The organism is Amycolatopsis vancoresmycina (assembly GCF_000716785.1).
Lineage (GTDB): Bacteria > Actinomycetota > Actinomycetes > Mycobacteriales > Pseudonocardiaceae > Amycolatopsis > Amycolatopsis vancoresmycina.
Map to the genome: position 1 here is coordinate 94,397 of NZ_JNYY01000006.1, position 20,972 is coordinate 115,368.

The following is a 20,972-nucleotide window of genomic DNA, read 5'->3' on the forward strand; positions in this document are numbered from 1 at the left end:
GGGCTAACTATCACCGCGCAGGTGATTTACCTCGCCCTGGACTACGGCGCGACGCGCTCGATCTGCCACCCGTCGTCGTTGCGCACGTACCGCAGCCGGTCGTGCATGCGGTCCTCGCGGCCCTGCCAGAACTCGACCAGGTCCGGCCGGATCCGCCAGCCACCCCAGTGCGGCGGGGCGGGGATCCGCTCGACGTCGGCGAACCGGCGCTCGATCCCGTGCAGCGCGTTGTCCAGGGCCCGGCGGCCGTCCACCACGCGGGACTGCGGGGACGCCCACGCCCCCAGCTGCGAACCGCGCGGGCGCTGGGCCCAGTACTCCGCCGTCTCCTTGACGCCGACCTTCTCGACCTCGCCGCGGACGTGGACCTGGCGGTGGAGCGCGTACCAGGGGAACGTCACCGACGCGTAGCGGGTCGCCGTCAGGTCGTGGCTCTTGGAGGAGGTGTAGTTCGTGTAGAACACGACGCCGCGGTCGTCGAGGCCCTTGCACAGGACCGTGCGGGACGAGGGGCGGCCTTCGGCGTCGGCCGTCGCCAGCACCATCGCGTTCGGTTCCGCGATGCCCGCCGCGACCGCCTGGTTGAGCCAGCCCTGCAGCTGATCGGTCCAGGTGGCGGCGAGCGCGGATTCGTCGAACGCCGCGCCGTCGTAGGCCACGCGCATTCCGGGAAGGCGTACTACGGCGTCTTCCACCTGGTCCTCGATTTCCGGCATCATCGCCAAACCTCCACGCCCGGCCGGGGCATCAGTCGACTTCGGCTCTAGGCACGTTAGGGCTTCGGGACCGGCAGCGGAACCCACCTAACGGTGACACCCACCACCTCTTTCCGGCCACCCAGCCGTAACCGCAGGACAACAAGCCGTAACCCCCGCGTTACCCGCCGGACCAGGATCGATACAGGGCACACCTACCTTCGGCCCGTTCCCCACCACTCCCGGAGGCAGGCATGACCGAGACCCTGTCCAACGCCGAAAAGAGTGCTCCGCCGAAACGCCGGTACGCCCCGCTCGCGGCGAACGAAAACCGCGAGGACTACTCACTGCGCTTCGCCGCCCATTCGTTCCGGAAATGGTCCCCGTTCGTGGTCGCGACGACGGCACTGGGCGGCATCGCCTACCTCGCCGACTTCGCGATCGGCGCCAGCATCGTCCTCTCCTACGGCTTCACCTCCGGCGTGCTGGCGATCCTCGCCGCGGCCGTCGTCATCTTCGTGACCGGCGTGCCCATCGCGGCCGCCTGCGCGAAGTCCGGTGTGGACATGGACCTGCTCACCCGCGGAGCCGGCTTCGGCTACTTCGGGTCCACGCTGACGTCGCTGGTCTACGCGAGCTTCACCGTCATCTTCTTCTCGCTCGAAGGCTCGATCATGGGCCAGGCGTTCGAGCTCGCCCTCGGCATCCCGCTGCCCATCGGCTACCTGCTGGCGACGCTCATCGTGCTGCCCTTCGCGCTCTACGGCATGGGCGCGGTGGCGAAGATGCAGACCTGGACGCAGCCGCTGTGGATCGCCGGGCTGGTGCTGCCGTTCGTCGTCGTGCTGGTCCGGGAGCCCGGCAAGTTCGCGGAATTCACCCACTTCGGGGGTACCGAGGGCGCCGGGGCCGGGTTCTCCGCGATCGGGTTCGGATTCGGCATGGGTGTCGCGCTGTCCCTGATCGGGCAGATCGGCGAGCAGGCCGACTACCTGCGGTTCATGCCGGAGAAGACGGCGGAGAACAAGCGGTCGTGGTGGGCCGCGGTGCTCGCCGCCGGCCCCGGCTGGGTGATCCTCGGCGCCGCGAAGCAGATCGGCGGCGCGCTGCTGGCCTTCCTCGCGCTCGGTGTCGTCGGGAAGGCGCACGCGCTCGAGCCGATCGCGCCGTACCTCGAGGCGGTGAAGCCGGCGCTCGGGCCGGTGGCGCTGACGTTCGCCGCGCTGTTCGTCGTCGTCTCGCAGATCAAGATCAACACGACGAACGCCTACTCCGGCTCGCTGTCGTTCGCGAACTTCTTCTCCCGCGTGCTGCACCGGCACCCCGGCCGGGTCTGGTACGTGCTGGTCAACTGCGGGATCGCGCTCGCGCTGATGGAGTTCGGCGCGTTCGGCTTCCTGAACAAGATCCTCGGTTTCTACTCGAACGTCGCCATCGCGTGGATCGGCGCGGTCTGCGCCGACCTGGTGATCGCCAAGCCGCTGGGCCTCTCGCCGCGCTACATCGAGTTCAAGCGGGCCTACCTGCACAAGATCAACCCGGTCGGGTTCGGCTCGATGGTGGTCGCGTCGGCGGTGTCGATCGTGGCGTACTTCGGCGCGTTCGGGCCGTTCCTGGCCGCGTTCAGCCCGCTGCTCGCGCTGGTGATCGCCATCGTCCTGGTGCCGACGCTCGCGGTGGTCACCCGCGGGAAGTACTACCTGGCGCGGGAGAACACGGTCGCGGTCGAGGGTGCCGACCTGCGGGCGACGCACACCTGCTCGGTCTGCGGCGACCCGTACGAGCTGCCGGACGTCGCCGACTGCGCCAAGCAGGACGGCCCGATCTGCTCGCTGTGCTGCACGCTGGACGACACCTGCCACGACGTGTGCCGCACCACCGGCCCGGTCGACCTGGGCCTGCCGGCCGCGCGGACCCCGTAACGTCCGTGAGGACCCTTTCCCGGCGCGTCCGCGGCCGGGAAAGGGCCCTCACGCGAGCCGGCCTCCCCCCGGTTCCCCCTCCCGGCTCGACTCCTTCACGTCCGAGGGCGCGCCGGGGTTGCCCGGGATTTCCAAGATCTTTTCCGGCCGCATGATGGCCGCCAGCATCAGGGCGCGCAGCTCCGCGCCGACGTCTTCGACCGGCAGCGGCGGCTCGTGCGCCTGCCACTCGCGCAGCAGCCCGGTGGCCGCGCCGACCAGCGCGATCGCCGTCAGCCGGTAGTCGCGGTCGGGCGCGGCGCCGTGGGCGGCCGCGCGCCGCGCCTCCGTCTCGATGAAGGTCGCCCAGCGGTCGACCCACACCTGGTGCTGCTCTTCCAGCTCCGCGCTGACGCCGACGGCTTCGACGTAGTTGAGCCGCGGCAGCCGGGGGTCGACGGTGACCGTGTCGATGAAGACATCGAGCAGCGTGGCGATGCGGGTCATGGCGTCGGCTTCGGAGACCTTGCCGAGCGCGGCGGTGACGTGCTCGAGGGCGAGGCTGTTGATCCGGTCGTGGAGCGTGCGCAGCACGTCCTCCTTGCCGCTGAACTCCTCGTAGAAGTTCCGCGTCGACACGCCCGCGCGGGCGCACACCTCGGTGATCTTCGTGTGCCGGAAGCCGGCCGAGGTGAACAGCTCGAGCCCCGCCGTGAGCAGCCGCTCGCGGCGGTCGGCGCGGCGTTGCTCGGGTGCGACGCCGCCGTACGTGCGAGCCAACGGTTGCTCCTCCTTCTGAGGGATTGCCGGATCCTACCGGCCTGGCTAAATTGTGAAAACCTCGATTACCAAACAACCGGAGGCAACGATGCTTCGTCGGTTACTGGTCGCCGTCGCGCTCCTGTTCGTGACTGCCGCCCCCACGGCGCAGGCCGAACCGGGCGTCCTGCTGGAACAGCAGCCGGCGACGGTGTTCGTCGGCCCCTTCCCGGCCCCGGTCAGAGCCTGGCACCTGCTGTACCGCTCGACGTCGGCGACCGGCGCGCCGAACGCGGTCTCCGGCACGCTGCTGGTGCCCCCGACGCCGTGGCTGCGCGGCGGCCCGCGCCCGCTGATCACGTACGCGGTCGGCACGCACGGCCTCGGCGACCAGTGCGCCCCCTCGAACCTCCTCGCCCACGGCATCGAGAACGAAAGCGCCCTGCTGGCCCAGGCGCTGACGCAGGGCTGGGCGGTCGTCGTCACCGACTACGAAGGACTCGGCACACCGGGAACGCACACGTACGCGGTCGGCCAGTCCGAAGGCCGCGCGGTGCTCGACGCGGCGCGCGCCGCCGCCCGGGTGACCGGCGCGGGGCTGTCGCCGTCCGGCCCGGTGGGCGTGTTCGGCTACTCGCAGGGCGGCCAGGCCGCAGCGTGGGCGGCGGAGCTGCAGGAGGCGTACGCGCCTTCGCTGAACGTGGTCGGGGTGGCGGCGGGCGGCGTCCCGGCGGACTTGAACGCGGTGTTCGCGTCCAATGACGGCGGCGCGGCGTTCGGCCTGGTCCTCGGCGCGGCGACGGGCTTCGCGGCGGCGTACCCGGACGTCCCGTTCGCCTCGATCCTGAACGACCGCGGCCGCGAGGCGGTGGCCCGCGTGTCCCAGGCGTGCACGGTGGAGCTGGGCGCGGCGGCGCCGTTCGCGCACCTGCAGGACTTCGTGACGGTGCCGGACCCGATCCACGAGCCGCACTGGCAGGCCCGGCTGGCTTCGAACTACCTGGGGACGACGGCCCCGAAGGCACCGGTGTACCTGTACCACGGAACGCTGGACGAGCTGATCCCGTTCAGCGTGGGAACGGCGTTGCGCGACCGCTGGAAGGCACTCGGCGCGAAGCTGACGTGGCAGGAGTTCCCGCTGCTGGAGCACATCGCCGGGGTGTCGATCGGCGGCCCGGTGGCGATGACCTGGCTGGGCACGAAGTTCTGAGTGTTCCGCTCGCCGGGGACGGACGCAGGGGGTCCTCCCCGGCGAGCGGCGCGGGTCCACGGCGCACACGGGCGAACCGTAACGAGCAGGCGCGCGGCGGCGACCCTCACGATGTCGATCAACTGCCGAGAGGATCACCTGATGCGTCGCCCGGTCCTGCCCGCCCTCGCCGCCCTGGCGACCCTCGCCCTCGCCGGTTGCGGCAGCGACGCGCCACCCGACTCCAAGGCGGAGTGGACGGCAGCGGTGAAGGCTGCCGGGTTCACCCCGCACGCGCCGCACTCCTACGACGAGATGTTCGAGTCGGCCAAGAACTTCTGCGCCGCCGGCTCGGCGCTCGCGATCGCCGGGCTCGCCCGCACCGTCCTGGACCCGGCGCAAGCCACCGAGGTGGCGATGCCCGCCCCCGGCCAGGACCCCGACAAGGCCGCAACGGTGTACGGCGATGCCACGTGGAAGTGGGCGTGCAACCACTCCGGATGAGCCGAGCACCAGAAACCGTCGGTGCCTCCCGGTAGCGTGGAAAACGGGGGCTGCTCAGAACGCCTCGGCCAGCCCCTTCATCGCCGTGACCGCGTCCGGCGCCAGGGATGTGGTGAGGGTGCCGCCCGCGGCCAGCGGGCTGCGGGACCACCATTCACCCGAAGCCGCCGGCAGCTGCGGGCCGCCGACCACCAGGTCTGTCGCCAGCACCCGGCGCCCCGCCAGCACCGCCGGGCTCCCGTCCAACCCCGCGTCCCCCACCGAAAGCGTCTGACGCACCACCGGCACCGACCCCCGCGTGACGGACAGCGAAGTCGTCAACGAACCCGGCTTCTCCCCGGCCCGCCCCAGCACCAGCACCTCCCGCGTGTGCAGATACGCATCGGAAGCCACCGAAGCCCGGAACACCGCCGCATGCCGGGCCCGTGCGGTGACCACCGTCGGTTCCGGCAGGTACTCCAACGACCCACCCGGCTCCACCACGACGTCCACAGTAGACAGAGATGACTCACCGTGGAGGCCGGGCAGGGCCAGGGTCGCCGCCACGCCGGACACCCGGAGGGACGCCCCGGGGCCAACGTGGATCGACAGCGTCAGGTCGTCCCCGCCCAACGGCGAGGTCGCCGAATTGACCAGGTGCACCACCGCCGCCGCGCCCGGCCCCCGGCGCGGGAACAACGTCAGCGGTGCCATCGAGCGCAGCTCGCGCAGCACCGTGCGCGAGCCGTCGAAGCACGCGGTCAACCGGGCGTGGGCCTTCACAGCAGGGAACGGACCCAGCCGGCCACCTCGGGCGCGTCCGGAGTGTCCACAAGGGACTGCGTGATCACCGGGAGCTCCCCGCGCATCCGGTGCGCGTCCGACGTCATCACCGCCATGTCCGCGCCGACCAGGTGGGCGATGTCGGTCTTGTTGATCACCAGCAGATCCGCCGTCGTGACACCGGGGCCGCCCTTGCGCGGCACCTTGTCGCCGCCCGCCACGTCGACCACGAAGATCTGGCTGTCCGCCAGGCCGCGACTGAACACCGCCGTCAGGTTGTCGCCGCCGCTCTCGATGATCACCAGGTCCAGGCCGGGGAACTTCTCCTCCAGCCGCTCGACCGCGTCGAGGTTCGCGGTGATGTCGTCGCGGATCGCCGTGTGCGGGCACGCTCCCGTTTGGACGGCCTCGATCCGCTCGGGGTCCAGCACGCCCGCCCGGCGCAGGAAGTCCGCGTCCTCGGTCGTGTAGATGTCGTTCGTCACCACGGCGAGGTTGATCTCGTCACCCAGCGCGCGGCACAATGCCGCCGTCAGCGCGGTCTTGCCGGAGCCGACCGGGCCGCCGATGCCGATCCGGTACGCGCGCCCGGCCGATGGCGCCGCGTCGTAGTGGTCGGGTTCCGACGCCGTCGGGTCGAAGTTGACCTCGTGGAAGTGGCCGTGGCCGTGACCTTCAGCTGGCAAAGAGACGCACCTCTTCCTGGTGGTGCCGGGCGTGGGCCTCGGCGAACAAATCCAACGCGGGCGAGCCCGGAGACGGCAGCGCCGCCGGGTCGCCCCCCGCCACGGCGGCGGCTTCCGAACAGACCGCGGCGAGGTCCAGCCGCGCCACGACCGCGTTGACGACAAAGGGATCCAGCCCCAGCAGCCGCACGGCCGCGCTCGCCGGGCCGCTCACCGACAAATAAGCGGCGGCCATTGCGGCGTCGTACGGCGAGCCGCCCGCGACGCCGACCAGCGCACCCAGCACGATCGGGTGGTGGGGCCGCGGGGTCTCGGCCAGCAACGCGTCGAGCACCGGTGACGGCCACGCGATCCGCCCGGCCCGCGCGGTCCCGCGACCTTGCGCACGGGATGCCTCGCGCTGCGCGAACGACGGCGTCCGGGCGTCCAGTTCGGCGTCCAAAAGCGACCATTCTCCCCGATTGGCCGCCGCGTGCGCAGCGGCAGCGGCGAAAACGGCCGCCAGGTAACCCGCCGTGCGCAACCGTCCGGAAAGGAATCCCGGCAGCTCGCGCACGGATGTCAGCAGCCGGCGGGAAACGGCTTCCTCCATCCCGCCACTGTGGACGTGCCCGCCGCCGGGGAAGCGGGAGTCCGCGAGGATCAGCGCCGAAAGGTCCATCAGAACAGGAAGTACCTCTGCGCCATGGGCAGTTCCGTCACCGGCTGCGGTTCGACCAGCTCGCCGTCGACGTGCACCGCGAAGCTGTCCGGCTCGACGCGGACGTCCGGCGTCGCGTCGTTGAGCACCATGTCCGCTTTCGTCCGCGCCCGCATGTTCGACACCGCGACCAGCGGCCGGGTGATGCCGAACGTCTCGCGCAGCCCACTGTCCAAAGCGGACGGTGCGACGAAGTGCAGGCTCAGCGCCGCCCCGATCGACGCGCCGAACATCGGCCGGGCGAGCACCGGCTGCGGCGTCGGGATGGACGCGTTCGCGTCGCCCATCGCCGCCCACGCCGGGAAGCCGCCCTTCAGCACCACGTGCGGGCGGACGCCGAAGAACTTCGGCTCCCACAACACGAGATCCGCGAGCTTGCCGACCTCCACCGAGCCGATTTCGGTCTCCATGCCGTGCGCGATGGCCGGGTTGATCGTGTATTTGGCGACATAGCGACGCGCGCGCAGGTTGTCGGCCGCGCCGTCGCCGGGCAGAGCGCCGCGACGGCGTTTCATCACGTGCGCGGTCTGCCACGTCCGGATGATCACCTCGCCGATCCGGCCCATCGCCTGCGAGTCCGAGCTCATCATCGAGATCGCGCCCATGTCGTGCAGGACGTCCTCGGCGGCGATCGTGGTCGGCCGGATCCGGCTCTCGGCGAACGCGAGGTCCTCGGGCACCGACGGGTTGAGGTGGTGGCAGACCACCAGCATGTCGAGGTGCTCGTCGAGGGTGTTCGCGGTGTGCGGCCGGGTCGGGTTGGTCGACGACGGCAGCACGTTCGGCAGCGAGACGACCTGGATGATGTCGGGTGCGTGCCCGCCGCCGGCGCCCTCGGTGTGGTACGCGTTGATCGAGCGGCCGCCGATCGCGTCCACCGTGGACTCCAGGAACCCGGCCTCGTTCAGCGTGTCCGTGTGGATGGCCACCTGGACCCCGGCTTCGTCGGCCACCGTCAAGCACGCGTCGATCGCCGCGGGCGTGGTGCCCCAGTCCTCGTGGAGCTTGAACCCGCCCGCGCCGGCCGCCAGCTGTTCGCGCAAGGCGTCGTGACGAACCGTGTTTCCCTTGCCCAGCAACAGGACGTTGACCGGGTAACCGTCCATCGCGGACAGCATCCGGCCGAGGTTCCACGCGCCGGGCGTGACGGTCGTGGCCTTGGTGCCCTCGTTGGGCCCGGTGCCACCACCGACCAAAGTGGTCAGTCCCGCCGCCAGCGCCGTGTCGACGAGCTGCGGGCAGATGAAGTGGACGTGGCAGTCGATGCCGCCCGCGGTGAGGATCTTGCCGTTGCCGGACAGCACCTCGGTGGACGGCCCGATGACCAGGGCCGGGTCGACGCCGTCCATCGTGTCCGGGTTGCCCGCCTTGCCGATGCCGACGATCCGGCCGTCGCGGACGCCGACGTCGGCCTTGACCACACCCCAGTGGTCGAGGATCACCGCGCCGGTGATGACCAGGTCGGGCGCGCCCTCGGCGCGGGTGGCCATCCCCTGCCCCATGGACTCCCGGATGACCTTGCCGCCGCCGAAGAGCACCTCGTCGCCGGAGCCGCCGACCCCCATCGAGCGGTCCTCGGTGACCTCGATCAGCAGGTCGGTGTCGGCGAGCCGGATCCGGTCGCCGGTGGTCGGGCCGAACAGCTCGGCGTAGCGCTCGCGGTCGATCTGCGGCATCTCAGAACTCCCCCGAGAACTCGGACCGCAGCCCCGGCACCCGGCGCGCGCCGGCCAGCGGCACCAGGTCGACCTCGCGTTCGACACCGGGCTCGAACCGCACCGACGTCCCGGCCGGGACGTCGAGCCGGTGGCCGCGGGCGGCGTCCCGGTCGAACTCGAGGCCGGGGTTGACCGCGGCGAAGTGGTAGTGCGAGCCGACCTGCACCGGCCGGTCGCCGAGGTTGCGGACGAGCAGCCGGACGCGCGGACGGCCGGGGTTCAGCTCGACCGGCTCGTCGCCGGGAATGATCTCGCCAGGGCGCATGCGGCTCCCGTCCTCCGGGTGGGGTCGTGAGTGGTAAGACGGGTTAGAACCCGCCTTACCACTCACGACGGGTGGGTCACACGATCGGGTCGTGCACGGTGACGAGCTTGGTGCCGTCCGGGAACGTGGCCTCGACCTGCACGGAGTCGACCATTTCGGGCACGCCGTCGAGCACCTGCGCCCGGGCGAGCACGGTTCGGCCGCTGGCCACCAGCTCGCTGACCGTGCGGCCGTCGCGGGCGCCTTCGAGGACGTGGTCGGTGATCAGCGCGACCGCCTCGGGGTAGTTGAGCCGGACACCGCGGTCCAGCCGCTTCCGCGCGACGTCGGCAGCCACGTGGACGAGCAGCTTGTCGCGCTCCTGCGGGCTGAGGTGCATGCGCTAGGTCTATCACCCGAAACCGGGGAGCGCCTGGTTCGGAAACACAGGATTTACCTGGGCTTCGTCACACTGAGTGGTGAAAATTCTCCTGCCTGGCGGCCAGCGTGACTGAATCGTTCTCGTAATCGTGACCGAAACCACCGCTTCTTTCGATTGCCACCCGCCCGTCAAGAGAGCAAGGTCTATCCATCCGTGCGATGTGGCGCGCGTTCAGTGCGCTCTGTCCCAACCGCGCGACCAGCACCAACCAGCCGGGGAAAAGCGCACCGAAAGGTTCCGCGAAACAGTGACTACCTCCACGATCAGCAAGCCTCAGCCGTCCGGCCAACCCGACGACGGCTTCCGACCGGGTCTGGAAGGTGTCGTCGCCTTCCACACCGAAATCGCCGAACCCGACCGGGACGGCGGTGCCCTGCGCTACCGCGGCGTCGACATCGAGGACCTCGCCGGCAAGGTGACCTTCGGCGACGTCTGGGGCCTCCTCGTGGACGGCCGCTTCGGCCACGGCCTCCCGCCCGCCGAGCCCTTCCCGCTGCCGGTGCACACCGGTGACGTCCGGGTGGACGTCCAGGCCGCGCTGGCCATGCTCGCCCCGATCTGGGGGTACCGCCCGCTGCTCGACATCACCGACGAAGAGGCCCGCGAGCACCTGGCCCGCGCCTCGGTGATGGCGCTGTCCTACGTCGCCCAGTCGGCGCGCGGCATCGGCCAGCCCGCCGTCCCGCAGACCCGCGTCGACGAGGCCCACTCGATCACCGAGCGGTTCCTCGTCCGCTGGCGCGGCGAGCCGGACCCGGCGCACGTCAAGGCCCTCGACGCGTACTGGGTGTCGGCCGCCGAGCACGGCCTCAACGCGTCGACCTTCACCGCCCGCGTCATCGCCTCCACCGGCGCCGACGTGGCGGCGGCCATGTCCGGCGCCATCGGCGCGATGTCGGGCCCGCTGCACGGCGGCGCCCCGGCGCGCGTGCTGCCGATGATCGAAGAAGTCGAACGCACCGGGGACCCGGCGGGCCTGGTCAAGGGCATCCTCGACCGCAAGGAACGCCTGATGGGCTTCGGCCACCGCGTCTACCGCGCGGAGGACCCGCGGGCCCGCGTGCTGCGCCGGACCTGCCAGGAGCTCGGCGCGACCCGCTACGAGGCGGCCGCCGCGCTGGAGCAGGCCGCGCTGAAGGAGCTGCGCGAGCGGCGCCCGGATCACCCGATCGAGACCAACGTCGAGTTCTGGGCCGCGGTCATCCTCGACTTCGCGCAGGTCCCGCCGCACATGATGCCGGCGATGTTCAGCTCGGCCCGCACCGCCGGCTGGGCCGCGCACATCCTGGAGCAGAAGCGGACCGGACGCCTGGTCCGGCCGTCGGCCAAGTACGTCGGCCCGGCGCCGCGCAGCCCCGAGGACGTCGAGGGCTGGGAGCTCGTCACCAAGCACTGACGCTTTCTCACGAACCGGCCGGTACCCCCGTGGTGCCGGCCGGTTCGTGCTGGGCGGTGGCGCCGAGCATGGCCGTGAGCTGGTCGACCAGCCAGGTGTCCAGTGACTCGCGCGGGACCGTGCGCTCCTGGAGCCAGCTCAGCAGGGCGCCTTCGACCACCGCGGTCCAGCAGCGCAGGGTCAAGGAGAGCAGGGGCGAGGGATCGGTGACGCCGAGCGCGTCCAAGATCAGGGCCACCGCGCGGTTGCGGACCTCGTCGATCGCCGCGTCCGTTTCGGACGTGGAGATCACCGAACCGCTGCGCAGCAGGGCGATGTACCCGGCGCGGTAGTGGTCGGCGACGTCGATCAGGCCGCGGACGGCCGCGCGCAGCCGCACCTCCGGCGGGCCCTCCTCGAGCCCGGCCAGCCCGTCGATCAGCCCGTCGGTGACCGTGCGCAGGGCCTGCACCTGCAGTTCGCGCAGGCTGGAGAAGTACCGGTAGAACAGCGGCCGCGACACCTCGGCCCGCGCGACGATGTCGTCCACGGTGACCAGTTCCGGCGCCCGCGAGCCGAACAGGTCGAGCGCGGCGCGGATCAGGTCGTCACGGCGGGCCTGCGGCGACATCCGCCGGGGTTTGCTCACGGCGTCAGGTCCAGCTTCGCGGCTTGGCGCAGCAGGCCGGGCGTCAGTCGCGAAAGGACCAACGCGGCCTTCGCCTCCGGAGTGGACGGTGCGATCGCGATGTCCTTTTCCACGGCGCGCAGAATGTCCCGCGCGACCCCCTCGGGGCCGAACCCGCGCCGCGCGTAGAGCTTCGAACTCGACAGCTGCCGCCGCCGTTGCTCCTCTTCGGACACCCCGACGAACGTCGTCGTGTTCGTGATGTTGGTCTTCACGATCCCCGGGCACACCGCCGTCACGCCGATGTGGTGCGCGGCCAGCTCGGCCCGCAGGCAGACGCTCAGCGTGAGAACGGCCGACTTCGTCGTGGCGTAGGCGGAAAGGATCTTCGACGGCAGGTAGGCGGCCGCCGAAGCGAGGTTGACGATCTGGCCGCCTTCGGCCCGTTCGGCGAGCATCGGGGCGAACGCGCGGCAGCCGTGGATCACGCCCCAGAGGTTCACGTCGATGACGCGCTCCCAGTCCTCGACGGACGTGTCGAGGAAGGGACCGGACATCCCGATCCCCGCGTTGTTCACCACGATGTCCGGGACGCCGTGGTTGTCCCGCACATCACGAGCGAACCGATGCACGGCATCGCCGTCCGAAGAGTCCACTGTGTACTCGGCGACGCCGTGGTCACCCAAGAGCTTCAAGGTCTCGGTGGCCGCGGCGGCGTCGATGTCGGTGACGACGACGTCCGCACCCCGCTCGGCGAAGGCCAGCGCGGTGGCGCGGCCGATCCCGCTGCCCGCCCCGGTGACGACGACGAGCTTGTGCGCGAACGGCCCGGCGCCTACGCGGGCCCGGCGCAGCCCGCGGCTTTCGGTGCCGGTCTCGGCGTATTCGATCAGCTCGGCGGCCGCGGCGGCGACCACCTGCGGCCGGGCCCGGGTCACCCAGTGCGTCCCGACGATCCGGCGGATCCGCAGGTCCGGCACCCAGCGGGTGACCTCGGTCTGCAGCGGCGTCGTGACGTAGGCGTCGCCGGTCGGGGCCAGCACCTGCACCGGGACGTCGGCGGGCCGGGGCGCCGGCCGCGACAGCCGGGTGAACATGTTGGCCCGGTAGAGCTGGAGACCGTGCAGGCCGTCAGCCTTCTCCGGGGGCGCCGCGTCCGGTTCCATCCGCTGGATCTGCTTGCCCATCAAACCGGTGCGCCACAGCAGGTCCGGGACGAACGGGATCTGGAACGCCAGGATGTACCACGAGTGCAGGAACTGGCTCAGCGCGTTCTTGAGCCGCTTCGGCGTCGGGCGTCGCAGCTGCGCGCGGAACCACGCGCCCGCGTGGTCGAGGCTCGGGCCGGAGAGGGACGTGTAGGAGGCGACCCGGCCGCGCAGGCCGTCGCCGGTGACGGCGTGCCAGGTCTGGATCGAGCCCCAGTCGTGGGCGACCAGGTGCACCTTGCCGGTCGGCTGCACTGCCTCGACGACCGCGCGGAGGTCGTCGGCCAGCTGGTCCAGCCGGTAGGACGCGCGTCCCGACGGCTTGTCCGACTGTCCCGCGCCCCGGACGTCGTAGGTGACGACCCGGTGTGCCACCCCCAGCGACGCGGCGACCCCGCCCCACATCGAGCTGTTGTCCGGGTAGCCGTGCACGAGCACGACCGTGGGCCCGTCGCTCCGGCCGTCGATGGTGACGGAGAGGCGGACACCGTCGCTGGCGGTCACCCACTTGTGAGACATTCTGTCATGTTAGACAAGCTGTCAACAGCACGGTTCACCCGCGCGGCGGTGTCGCGGCTGCGAAGTTTCCGATTTTTCCTGATATGACAGCGTTTTCGTGGTTTCCCGTGGAACCAACCACCCGTGTCCACCGAACGGTGGACAGCCGGATTCAGCCGGGCGTTGGTCGGATTCGCCGTCGCCGGCCGCCACGCTTGAGCCATGACCACAGCAGTGAGCGTGCGCGGCCTGCGCAAGCAGTACCCCGGTCACCTCGCCGTGGCCGGGCTGGACCTGGACATCGCCCAGGGCGAGGTGTTCTCCCTGCTCGGCCCGAACGGCGCCGGTAAGACCACCACCGTCGAGATCCTCGAAGGCCACCGGCAGCGGACGTCCGGCGAGGTCACCGTGCTCGGCGAGGACCCCGGCAAGGCCGGCCGCGCGTGGCGGTCGCGGCTCGGCATCGTCCTGCAGACGGCGAACGACGCCGCCGAGCTGAGCGTCGCCGAGACCGTCCGGCACTTCGCGAAGTACTACCCCGACCCGCGCGACCCCGACGAGGTGATCGACAAGGTCGGGCTCACCGAGAAGGCCAAGGCGCGGGTCAAGTCGCTCTCCGGCGGGCAGCGCCGCCGCGTCGACGTCGCGCTCGGCATCATCGGCCGGCCCGAGCTGCTCTTCCTCGACGAGCCGACCACCGGCTTCGACCCCGAGGCGCGACGGCAGTTCTGGACGCTCATCAGCGACCTCGCCGCCGAAGGCACCACCATCCTGCTGACCACGCACTACCTCGACGAGGCCGAAGCGCTCGCCGACCGCGTCGCGGTGATCGCGCGGGGCGAGATCGTCGCCCAGGACACGCCGCAGAACCTGGGCGGCCGGGCCGCCGCCGAGGCGACCGTGCGCTGGACCGACGAACGCGGCGAGCACGTCGAGCACACCGCGTACCCGACCAAGCTCGTGAACGAACTCTCGGCTGGGGGTCGAGAGCTCGCGGGGCTGACGGTGACCAGGCCGAGCCTGGAGGACATCTACCTGGACCTGATCGGAGACAAGGCATGACCGTGACACCCGGGGCTTCGCCCCGAGCCGGGGGCTTCGCCACCCGGACCCCCCGAAAGGCAGCTGCAACGCTCCCCGGCCCGCTCTCGCTCGGGCTGGCGCGCGGCGGCACCGAGCTGCGGCAGTTCTTCCGCCACAAGGAACAGGTGGTCTTCACCTTCTCCCTGCCCGCGGTCCTGATGATCCTGCTCGGGTCCATCCTGGACGGTCCGACGGCCCTCGACGGCGTCACGTCCGGCCAGCTGCTGGCGGCCGGGATGATCGGCTCCGGCATCGTGTCGACGTCGTTCAACAGCATCGCGACCGGCGTCTCCGCCGACCGCGAGACCGGGGCGCTCAAGCGCCTGCGCGGCACGCCGATGCCGCCGGCGTCGTACTTCGTCGGCAAGATGGTGCTGGTCGCGGTGTCGAGCCTGGCCCAGACGGTGCTGATGGCCGCGGTCGCCGTCCTGCTGTTCGGGCTGCACCTCCCGACCGACCCGGCGAAGTGGCTGACGCTGCTGTGGGTGTTCGCGCTCGGCATCGTCTCGTGCACCCTGCTCGGGATCGCGGTCAGCTCGCTCGCGAAGTCCACCAACGGCGCGGTCGCCATCGTGCAGATGCTGTACCTGGTCCTGCAGTTCATCTCCGGCGTGTTCGTCTCGCCGATCACGAACCTGCCGAAAGTTATGGTGGACATCGCGTCGTTCTTCCCGCTGAAGTGGATCTGCCAGGGGTTCCGGTCGGTGTTCCTGCCGGACGGCGCGGTGAGGATGGAGATGGCCGGGACATGGGAACTTCCGCGGGTGGCGCTGGTGCTGGGGATCTGGTGCGTGGCGGGGGCGGTGCTGGCGCGGCTGACCTTCCGGTGGACCGACGCGAAGTGACCGACGCCTGGGACCGGTTCAACTGGCTCTGGGAGATCCTCTTCGCGGTGGCCTACCTGGCCACGACCACGCTGGTGGTGCTCGACCACGGCGACCCGGTGCGGACGGCGGTCGCGGCCGGGGCGCTGACCGCGCTCGCGCTGAGCTACCTGCTGTGGGGCCGGCGGCTGGTCCGCGACGACGATTCGTCGCGGACGCAGCGGTGGGTGTTCGCCGTGCTGGTCCTGGTGCTGGTCGGGGTGGCCATGGTCGCCGAGGGGACGTCCGGGTTCATCCTCTTCATGGCGTGCCCGCTGCTGTTCTCGACGCTCGAGTTCCGGCCGGCGGCCGTCCTCACCACCATCGCCATCCTGACCAACCCCGCGGCGGCCGTCGTCAACGACGGGCTCAGCGGCCCGACGCTGCACATCATGCTGCCGATGACGGCGATCCTGGTCGTGTTCGGCGTGCTGTGCGGCAAGTTCATCGGGCACGTCATCGAGGAGAGCCGGGGCCGCGCGGACCTGATCGCGAAGCTCGAAGCCAGCCAGGCCGAGGTCGCCCGCCTCTCCCGGGAGGCGGGCACCGCGGCCGAGCGCGAACGGCTCGCGCGGGAGATCCACGACACCCTGGCCCAGGGGTTCACCAGCATCGTCACCCTCGCCCAGGCCATCGAGTCCGAACTGGACACCGACCCGGCGGCGGCGCGGCGGCACGCGGAGCTGGCCGCCCGCACCGCCCGCGACAACCTCACCGAGGCCCGTGCGATGGTCGCCGCGCTGGCCCCGGCGGACCTCGCGGCCGGTTCGCTCGTCGACGCCGTCCGGCGGCAGGCCGACCGGCTCGCCGACGAGACGGGCGTGCCGGTCAAGTACGAAGTGGACAGTGCGCTGCCATCGATCGGCATGGCGGGCGAGGTGGTCCTGCTGCGGGGCGCCCAGGAAGCGCTGAACAACGTCCGGCGGCACGCGGCGGCGTCCGCGGTGTCGGTCCGGTTGTCCGTTGTGGACGGTTCGGTGCGGCTGTCGGTGCGCGACGACGGCACCGGCTTCGATCCCGAGCACGCCACCGGGTTCGGGCTGCGCGGGATGCGGTCACGGGCGGAGCAGGTCGGTGGCACACTGAGCGTCCGGAGTGGCCCGAGCGGCACCGAACTCACCCTGGAGGTGCCGGCTTGATCCGCGTCATGCTCGTCGACGACCACCCCGTCGTCCGCGAAGGGCTCCGCGGCATGCTCGAAGCCGAGGCGGACCTGACGGTCGTCGGCGAAGCGGGCTCCGGCGACGAAGCCGTCGCGCTCGACCGCGTCGCCGCGCCCGACGTCGTGCTGATGGACCTGCGGATGCCGGGGCTCGACGGCGTCGGCGCGACCAAGCGGATCCTGCGCGAGCAGCCCGGCCGCCGGATCGTCGTGCTCACGACGTACGAGACGGACGCCGACATCCTGCGCGCGGTGGAGGCCGGGGCGTCGGGCTACCTGCTGAAGGACGCGTCCCGCGCGGAGCTGGCGAACGCGATCCGCGCGGCGGCCCGCGGGGAGACGGTGCTGGCGCCGTCGGTGGCGGGCAAGCTGGTCAACCGGGTCCGCAACCCGGAGCCGCAACCGCTGTCGGCGCGCGAGGTGGAGGTGCTCCGGCTGGTGGCGAAGGGCGGCACCAACGCCGACATCGGCCGCGCCCTGCACATCAGCGAGGCCACGGTGAAGACCCACCTGCTGCGGGTCTTCGGCAAGCTCGGCGTCTCCGACCGCACGGCCGCGGTCACCACGGCCATGGCGAGGAACCTGCTCGGCTGAGGACCAGGACCTGCTTCGGTCGCCGTTGCGCGGCAGAATGCCTCCATGCTTGCCTCGACCGAACACGCCCTCCTCCGCCGGATCGCCCACGAGCAGGCCGTCTGCCGGGCTCCTTCGCTGGTCGCCGCCGTGGTGCGGGACGGCGGGATCGTCTGGTCCGGCGGCCGGGGGCGCGTCGGTGAGCAGCAGCCCGGCACCGACACCCAGTACCGGCTCGGCTCGATCACCAAGACGCTCGTCGCCACCGCCGTCATGCGGCTGCGCGACGAGGGCCTGCTCGACCTCAACGACCCCCTGGAAAAGCACGTCCCGGGCACGCCGTTCGGCAGCGCCACCGTCGCCCAGCTGCTCTCCCACACCTCCGGCCTGACGTCCGAATCGCCTGGCCTGTGGTGGGAACGCACCCCCGGCGCCGACTGGGACGCGCTGGTCGGCAGCCTCGCCGAGGGCGCGACCAAGCACCGGCCCGGCGCGCGGTTCCACTACTCGAACGTCGGCTACGGCGTCCTCGGCGAACTCCTCGCGCGCCACCGCGGCAAGGGCTGGCTCTCCGTGCTCGACGAGGAGGTCCTCGGCCCGCTCGGGATGATCCGCACCACCCCGCACCCGGTCGGCGCGCACGCCGACGGCTTCGCCGTGCACCCCTTCGCCGACGTCCTGCTGCCGGAACCGAGCCCGGACGCCGGCGCGATGGCGCCCGCCGGGCAGCTGTGGTCCACCGCGAACGACCTCGGCCGCTGGACGGCGTTCCTCGGCGGTGACACCGGCGGCGTGCTCGCGCCGGAAACCGTCGCCGAGATGCGGACCATGGTCACCGTCGACGACACCGACGTCTGGACGACCGGGTTCGGGCTCGGCTTGATGCTCGTGCGCTACCAGGGCCGCCGGTTCGCCGGGCACACCGGCTCGATGCCCGGGTTCCTCGCCGTGACGCTGGTCGACCCGGCCGCGCAGACCGGCGCGCTCGTGCTCGCCAACTCGACGTCCGGCGTCGGCATCACCCAGCTCTGCCTCGACCTCATCACGATGACCGACGAGCTGGAGCCGCGGCTGCCCGCCGAGTGGCTGCCGTCCGCCGCCGACCCGGAGCAGCTCGCGCTGACCGGCCTCTGGCACTGGGGCCCGACGCCGTACCACCTGCGGCTCCAGCCCGACGGCCTGCTGCTGCTCGCGCCGGTCGAGGGCGCCGGGCGCAGTTCGCGGTTCCGCCCGGCCGGCAAGGACACCTACGTCGGCCTCGACGCCTACTACGCCGGCGAGACGCTCGAAGTCGGCCGCAACGCCGAAGGCGTCGCCACGCACCTCGACCTGGCGACGTTCATCTTCACGCGCACGCCGTACGACCCGGGCGCGCCGGTCCCGGGCGGCGTCGAGAACTGGCGGTGAGAGGTTGACGGGCCCCGCTCACACCCCCAGGGTGGTGAGCGGGGCCTTCACAACGGCGTGAAGCTACCGGCGGGACGCCCGCGCGCAAACCGTGTTTTTACCCCCACGGCGACCCGCGCCGACGCCCCCGACCGGACCAACGTTCCACATCCCGGACGCGAAAGAACCACCTTCACCAGCCGTATCCCGACCTGAGAGACTGACCACATGACCGACGCTGAGTTGACCATCCCCGCAGACCTCAAGCCGGCCGACGGCCGCTTCGGCTGCGGACCGTCGAAGGTCCGCGCCGAGCAGCTGAGTGCGCTGGCGGAGTCCGGCTCCACCTACCTCGGCACGTCGCACCGGCAGAAGCCGGTCAAGTCCCTCGTCGGACGCGTGCGGGCGGGCCTGTCCGAGCTGTTCTCCCTGCCCGAGGGCTACGAGGTGATCCTCGGCAACGGCGGCACCACGGCGTTCTGGGACGCGGCCGCCTTCGGCCTGGTCCGCGAGCGCGCCCAGCACTTCACCTACGGCGAGTTCTCCTCGAAGTTCGCCACCGTGACCAAGGGTGCGCCGTTCCTGGCCGACCCGATCGTGGTCAAGGCCGAGCCGGGCAGCGCGCCGGACATCGCCTACGAAACCGGCGCGGACCTGGTCGGCTGGGCGCACAACGAGACGTCGACCGGTGTGGCCGTGCCGGTCCGCCGCCCCGAGGGCAGCGAAGGCGCCCTGGTCGCGATCGACGCCACCTCCGGCGCCGGCGGCCTCCCGGTCAAGGCCGAGGACTTCGACGTCTACTACTTCGCGCCGCAGAAGTCGTTCGCCGCCGACGGCGGGCTGTGGATCGCGCTGGCCTCCCCGGCCGCGGTCGAGCGGATCGGCGAGATCGGCGGCGGCGACCGCTGGATCCCGGAGTTCCTGTCGCTGCCCACCGCGCTGGACAACTCCCGCAAGGACCAGACGTACAACACCCCGGCCGTGGCCACGCTGTTCCTGCTCGCCGAGCAGATCGAGTGGATGAACGGCCAGGGCGGCCTCGAGTGGACGACCGCGCGCACGAAGGACTCGTCGTCGCGGCTGTACGAGTGGGCCGAGAAGACCAGCTACACGACGCCGTTCGTGAAGGACCCGGACCTGCGCTCGCAAGTCGTCGGCACGGTCGACTTCAGCGACGACGTCGACGCCGCCGCGGTGGCGAAGGTGCTGCGCGCCAACGGGATCGTCGACACCGAGCCGTACCGCAAGCTGGGCCGCAACCAGCTGCGCGTCGGCCTGTTCCCGGCGATCGACCCGGACGACGTCACCAAGCTGACGCATGCGATCGAGTACGTGGTCGAGCGGCTCAGCTGACCTGAGGCTCCTTGGAGGGGACTTCCGCCGACACGGCGGGAGTCCCCTTCTTCGTGCCCAGGCGGCGGGCACCGAACGCGGCCAGGACCAGCAGGACCAGGCCGAACAGCTCGTAGGACTCCGTCGCCAGCCACCAGCCGGGCGAGGGCGCCGGGCGCGGGGCGAACCACATCGGGCCGACGATGAACAGCGTCAGCCCGGCCACGACGACCGCGGCCGCCACCCACCGGACCACCCGGTCGAACCGCCACGCGTACCACCCGGCCAGCACCAGGACCGGCACGCACCACGTCCAGTGGTGGGTCCACGAGATCGGCGAGACCAGCAGCCCGCCGAGCGCGCAGGCGGTGAGCCCGAGCACCGGCTCGGCGGCGCGCACGATGATCACCGCGACCAGGGCCATCACGGCCAGCGCGGCCAGCACCCAGGCGAACTCCGGCAGCCCGGCGCGCACGGTCAGGCCGTGCAGCGACTGGTTGCCGACGTAGTCGACGCCGCCGATGCGGCCCGCGTCGAAGACGAGCTTCGTCCAGTACGTGACCGATGCCGACGGCCGGATCAGCCACAGCAGCGCCCCGGCCGCGACGAACCCGGCGACCACCCGCGCGGCCGATCGGAAGTCGCGGCGGACCAGGAAGTAGACGACGAAGACGGCCGGGGTCAGCTTGATCGCCGCGGCCACGCCGATCAGCAGGCCCTTCGTCCGCTTCCGCGCACCGGGCAGCAGGACGTCGAGCACCACCAGCACCATGAGCAGCGCGTTGATCTGCCCGAAGCCGAGCGTCGAGCGCACCGGCTCGAGCAGGGCGCCCGCGAGCTGGGCGCCGATGGCGACCAGCGCGGCCACCGTCCGGCCGCGGACCTTCGAGGCGTCGGTGAGCGAGCCGTTGAGCGTCGCGACGTAGAGGTAGGCGACCACGCCGGTCGCGAGGATCGACGCGATGCTGAGCAGCTTCATCGTCACCGCGAACGGCAGCAGCGTGCCGGGCAGGAACACCGCGGCGGCGAACGGCGTGTAGGTGAACGGCAGCAGGATCTGGTGCGTGGTCGGCACCCAGGCGTCGTACGGCGAGCCCTGCTCGGCCAGGGCTTTGGCGCCACCCAGGTAAACCTCCAGGTCGAGGCCGTCAAAGCGCTTCAGGAGCAGCACCAGGACAACGGCGGCGACCTCGAGCACCACCAGCGACCAAGCCAGCTTCCGCCCAGTCAATGTGCCCCCCTCGACCCCAGGTCTTCGACCGGC

21 protein-coding genes are annotated in these 20,972 nt (G+C 71.4%); 10 read left to right on the forward strand and 11 right to left on the reverse strand.

The genetic code is table 11. From position 1 onward, the window contains the following. Positions 1-41: 41 nt before the first annotated feature. A complete protein-coding gene (pdxH, locus tag OO60_RS15455) occupies positions 42-719 on the reverse strand; it encodes a pyridoxamine 5'-phosphate oxidase (RefSeq protein WP_033261565.1) in 678 nt (225 codons plus the stop codon). A gap of 230 nt (positions 720-949) precedes the next feature. On the opposite strand from pdxH, the gene OO60_RS15460 reads away from it, so the two are divergent. Beyond that, positions 950-2,617, forward strand: coding sequence for a purine-cytosine permease family protein (locus OO60_RS15460; RefSeq protein ID WP_004562389.1), 1,668 nt, complete (start codon positions 950-952; stop codon positions 2,615-2,617). Between the two features lie 48 nt (positions 2,618-2,665). Here OO60_RS15460 and OO60_RS15465 read toward each other — a convergent pair whose 3' ends face one another. Further along, on the reverse strand, positions 2,666-3,376 hold the full coding sequence (locus OO60_RS15465) for a TetR/AcrR family transcriptional regulator (protein WP_004562390.1): 711 nt from the start codon (positions 3,374-3,376) through the stop codon (positions 2,666-2,668). A gap of 88 nt (positions 3,377-3,464) precedes the next feature. Between OO60_RS15465 and OO60_RS15470 the strand changes: the two genes are divergently transcribed. Together OO60_RS15470 and OO60_RS15475 are read left to right on the forward strand one after the other, a co-directional pair. Further along, entirely contained in the window at positions 3,465-4,565 is a 1,101-nt protein-coding gene (locus OO60_RS15470) for a lipase family protein (protein ID WP_004562391.1), read from the forward strand. 141 nt (positions 4,566-4,706) lie between these two features. Continuing rightward, a complete protein-coding gene (locus OO60_RS15475; RefSeq protein ID WP_004562392.1) occupies positions 4,707-5,048 on the forward strand; it encodes a hypothetical protein in 342 nt (113 codons plus the stop codon). A gap of 54 nt (positions 5,049-5,102) precedes the next feature. On the opposite strand, the gene OO60_RS15480 is transcribed toward OO60_RS15475, so the two are convergent. The 6 genes from OO60_RS15480 to OO60_RS15505 all read right to left on the reverse strand — a co-directional run bounded on the left by OO60_RS15480 (position 5,103) and on the right by OO60_RS15505 (position 9,558). Next, positions 5,103-5,810, reverse strand: a complete 708-nt coding sequence (locus OO60_RS15480) for an urease accessory protein UreD (RefSeq protein WP_004562393.1) — start codon at positions 5,808-5,810, stop codon at positions 5,103-5,105. Next, positions 5,807-6,496, reverse strand: a complete 690-nt coding sequence (ureG, locus tag OO60_RS15485; RefSeq protein WP_004562394.1) for an urease accessory protein UreG — start codon at positions 6,494-6,496, stop codon at positions 5,807-5,809. The genes OO60_RS15480 and ureG overlap by 4 nt, the downstream gene beginning before the upstream one ends. Next, positions 6,486-7,157, reverse strand: coding sequence for an urease accessory protein UreF (locus OO60_RS15490; RefSeq protein ID WP_004562395.1), 672 nt, complete (start codon positions 7,155-7,157; stop codon positions 6,486-6,488). Before OO60_RS15490 ends, ureG begins: the two co-directional genes overlap by 11 nt. Beyond that, a complete protein-coding gene (locus tag OO60_RS15495; RefSeq protein WP_004562396.1) occupies positions 7,157-8,872 on the reverse strand; it encodes an urease subunit alpha in 1,716 nt (571 codons plus the stop codon). Before OO60_RS15495 ends, OO60_RS15490 begins: the two co-directional genes overlap by 1 nt. Position 8,873: 1 nt before the next feature. Then, positions 8,874-9,179, reverse strand: a complete 306-nt coding sequence (locus OO60_RS15500) for an urease subunit beta (RefSeq protein ID WP_004562397.1) — start codon at positions 9,177-9,179, stop codon at positions 8,874-8,876. A 76-nt stretch (positions 9,180-9,255) separates the two neighbouring features. Beyond that, positions 9,256-9,558 (reverse strand): urease subunit gamma, encoded by a 303-nt coding sequence (locus tag OO60_RS15505; protein WP_004562398.1) that lies wholly within the window; start codon positions 9,556-9,558, stop codon positions 9,256-9,258. A gap of 289 nt (positions 9,559-9,847) precedes the next feature. On the opposite strand from OO60_RS15505, the gene OO60_RS15510 reads away from it, so the two are divergent. Then, positions 9,848-10,996 carry a citrate synthase 2 gene (locus OO60_RS15510; RefSeq protein ID WP_004562399.1) on the forward strand — a complete coding sequence of 383 codons (1,149 nt, stop codon included), beginning with the start codon at positions 9,848-9,850 and terminating at the stop codon, positions 10,994-10,996. A 7-nt stretch (positions 10,997-11,003) separates the two neighbouring features. Here the strand turns inward: OO60_RS15510 and OO60_RS15515 are convergent, their stop codons facing one another. Next, positions 11,004-11,606, reverse strand: a complete 603-nt coding sequence (locus tag OO60_RS15515) for a TetR/AcrR family transcriptional regulator (RefSeq protein ID WP_004562400.1) — start codon at positions 11,604-11,606, stop codon at positions 11,004-11,006. Between the two features lie 14 nt (positions 11,607-11,620). Next, entirely contained in the window at positions 11,621-13,315 is a 1,695-nt protein-coding gene (locus tag OO60_RS15520; protein ID WP_004562401.1) for an SDR family oxidoreductase, read from the reverse strand. A 216-nt stretch (positions 13,316-13,531) separates the two neighbouring features. Here OO60_RS15520 and OO60_RS15525 point away from each other — a divergent pair, with 216 nt between their 5' ends. The 6 genes from OO60_RS15525 to serC all read left to right on the forward strand — a co-directional run bounded on the left by OO60_RS15525 (position 13,532) and on the right by serC (position 19,729). After that, complete coding sequence (locus tag OO60_RS15525; protein ID WP_081656101.1) at positions 13,532-14,371, forward strand: ABC transporter ATP-binding protein; 840 nt, start codon at positions 13,532-13,534, stop codon at positions 14,369-14,371. Next, the gene (locus OO60_RS15530) at positions 14,368-15,237 is read left to right on the forward strand and encodes an ABC transporter permease (RefSeq protein WP_240490944.1); all 870 of its coding nucleotides are present in this window, start codon (positions 14,368-14,370) and stop codon (positions 15,235-15,237) included. Before OO60_RS15525 ends, OO60_RS15530 begins: the two co-directional genes overlap by 4 nt. Further along, positions 15,234-16,394, forward strand: a complete 1,161-nt coding sequence (locus OO60_RS15535) for a sensor histidine kinase (protein WP_004562404.1) — start codon at positions 15,234-15,236, stop codon at positions 16,392-16,394. Before OO60_RS15530 ends, OO60_RS15535 begins: the two co-directional genes overlap by 4 nt. Beyond that, a complete protein-coding gene (locus OO60_RS15540) occupies positions 16,391-17,011 on the forward strand; it encodes a response regulator (RefSeq protein ID WP_004562405.1) in 621 nt (206 codons plus the stop codon). Before OO60_RS15535 ends, OO60_RS15540 begins: the two co-directional genes overlap by 4 nt. 45 nt (positions 17,012-17,056) lie before the next feature. Continuing rightward, the gene (locus OO60_RS15545) at positions 17,057-18,397 is read left to right on the forward strand and encodes a serine hydrolase domain-containing protein (protein ID WP_004562406.1); all 1,341 of its coding nucleotides are present in this window, start codon (positions 17,057-17,059) and stop codon (positions 18,395-18,397) included. Positions 18,398-18,604: 207 nt separating this feature from the next. After that, positions 18,605-19,729, forward strand: a complete 1,125-nt coding sequence (gene serC, locus OO60_RS15550; RefSeq protein WP_004562407.1) for a phosphoserine transaminase — start codon at positions 18,605-18,607, stop codon at positions 19,727-19,729. Here serC and OO60_RS15555 read toward each other — a convergent pair. Then, entirely contained in the window at positions 19,722-20,909 is a 1,188-nt protein-coding gene (locus OO60_RS15555) for a glycosyltransferase 87 family protein (RefSeq protein ID WP_004562408.1), read from the reverse strand. The two genes, serC and OO60_RS15555, sit on opposite strands and share 8 nt — an antisense overlap. Positions 20,910-20,972: the final 63 nt, after the last annotated feature.

Excerpts from the sequence above, each read along its gene's own strand:
- pdxH (WP_033261565.1), bottom strand. The coding sequence starts at position 719 with ATGATGCCGGAAATCGAGGACCAGGTGGAAGACGCCGTAGTACGCCTT.
- OO60_RS15500 (WP_004562397.1), bottom strand. The coding sequence starts at position 9,179 with ATGCGCCCTGGCGAGATCATTCCCGGCGACGAGCCGGTCGAGCTGAAC.
- OO60_RS15530 (WP_240490944.1), top strand. The coding sequence starts at position 14,368 with ATGACCGTGACACCCGGGGCTTCGCCCCGAGCCGGGGGCTTCGCCACC.
- OO60_RS15460 (WP_004562389.1), top strand. The coding sequence starts at position 950 with ATGACCGAGACCCTGTCCAACGCCGAAAAGAGTGCTCCGCCGAAACGC.
- OO60_RS15495 (WP_004562396.1), bottom strand. The coding sequence starts at position 8,872 with ATGCCGCAGATCGACCGCGAGCGCTACGCCGAGCTGTTCGGCCCGACC.
- OO60_RS15490 (WP_004562395.1), bottom strand. The coding sequence starts at position 7,157 with ATGGACCTTTCGGCGCTGATCCTCGCGGACTCCCGCTTCCCCGGCGGC.
- OO60_RS15545 (WP_004562406.1), top strand. The coding sequence starts at position 17,057 with ATGCTTGCCTCGACCGAACACGCCCTCCTCCGCCGGATCGCCCACGAG.
- OO60_RS15515 (WP_004562400.1), bottom strand. The coding sequence starts at position 11,606 with ATGTCGCCGCAGGCCCGCCGTGACGACCTGATCCGCGCCGCGCTCGAC.
- OO60_RS15475 (WP_004562392.1), top strand. The coding sequence starts at position 4,707 with ATGCGTCGCCCGGTCCTGCCCGCCCTCGCCGCCCTGGCGACCCTCGCC.
- serC (WP_004562407.1), top strand. The coding sequence starts at position 18,605 with ATGACCGACGCTGAGTTGACCATCCCCGCAGACCTCAAGCCGGCCGAC.
- OO60_RS15505 (WP_004562398.1), bottom strand. The coding sequence starts at position 9,558 with ATGCACCTCAGCCCGCAGGAGCGCGACAAGCTGCTCGTCCACGTGGCT.
- OO60_RS15470 (WP_004562391.1), top strand. The coding sequence starts at position 3,465 with ATGCTTCGTCGGTTACTGGTCGCCGTCGCGCTCCTGTTCGTGACTGCC.
- OO60_RS15525 (WP_081656101.1), top strand. The coding sequence starts at position 13,532 with ATGACCACAGCAGTGAGCGTGCGCGGCCTGCGCAAGCAGTACCCCGGT.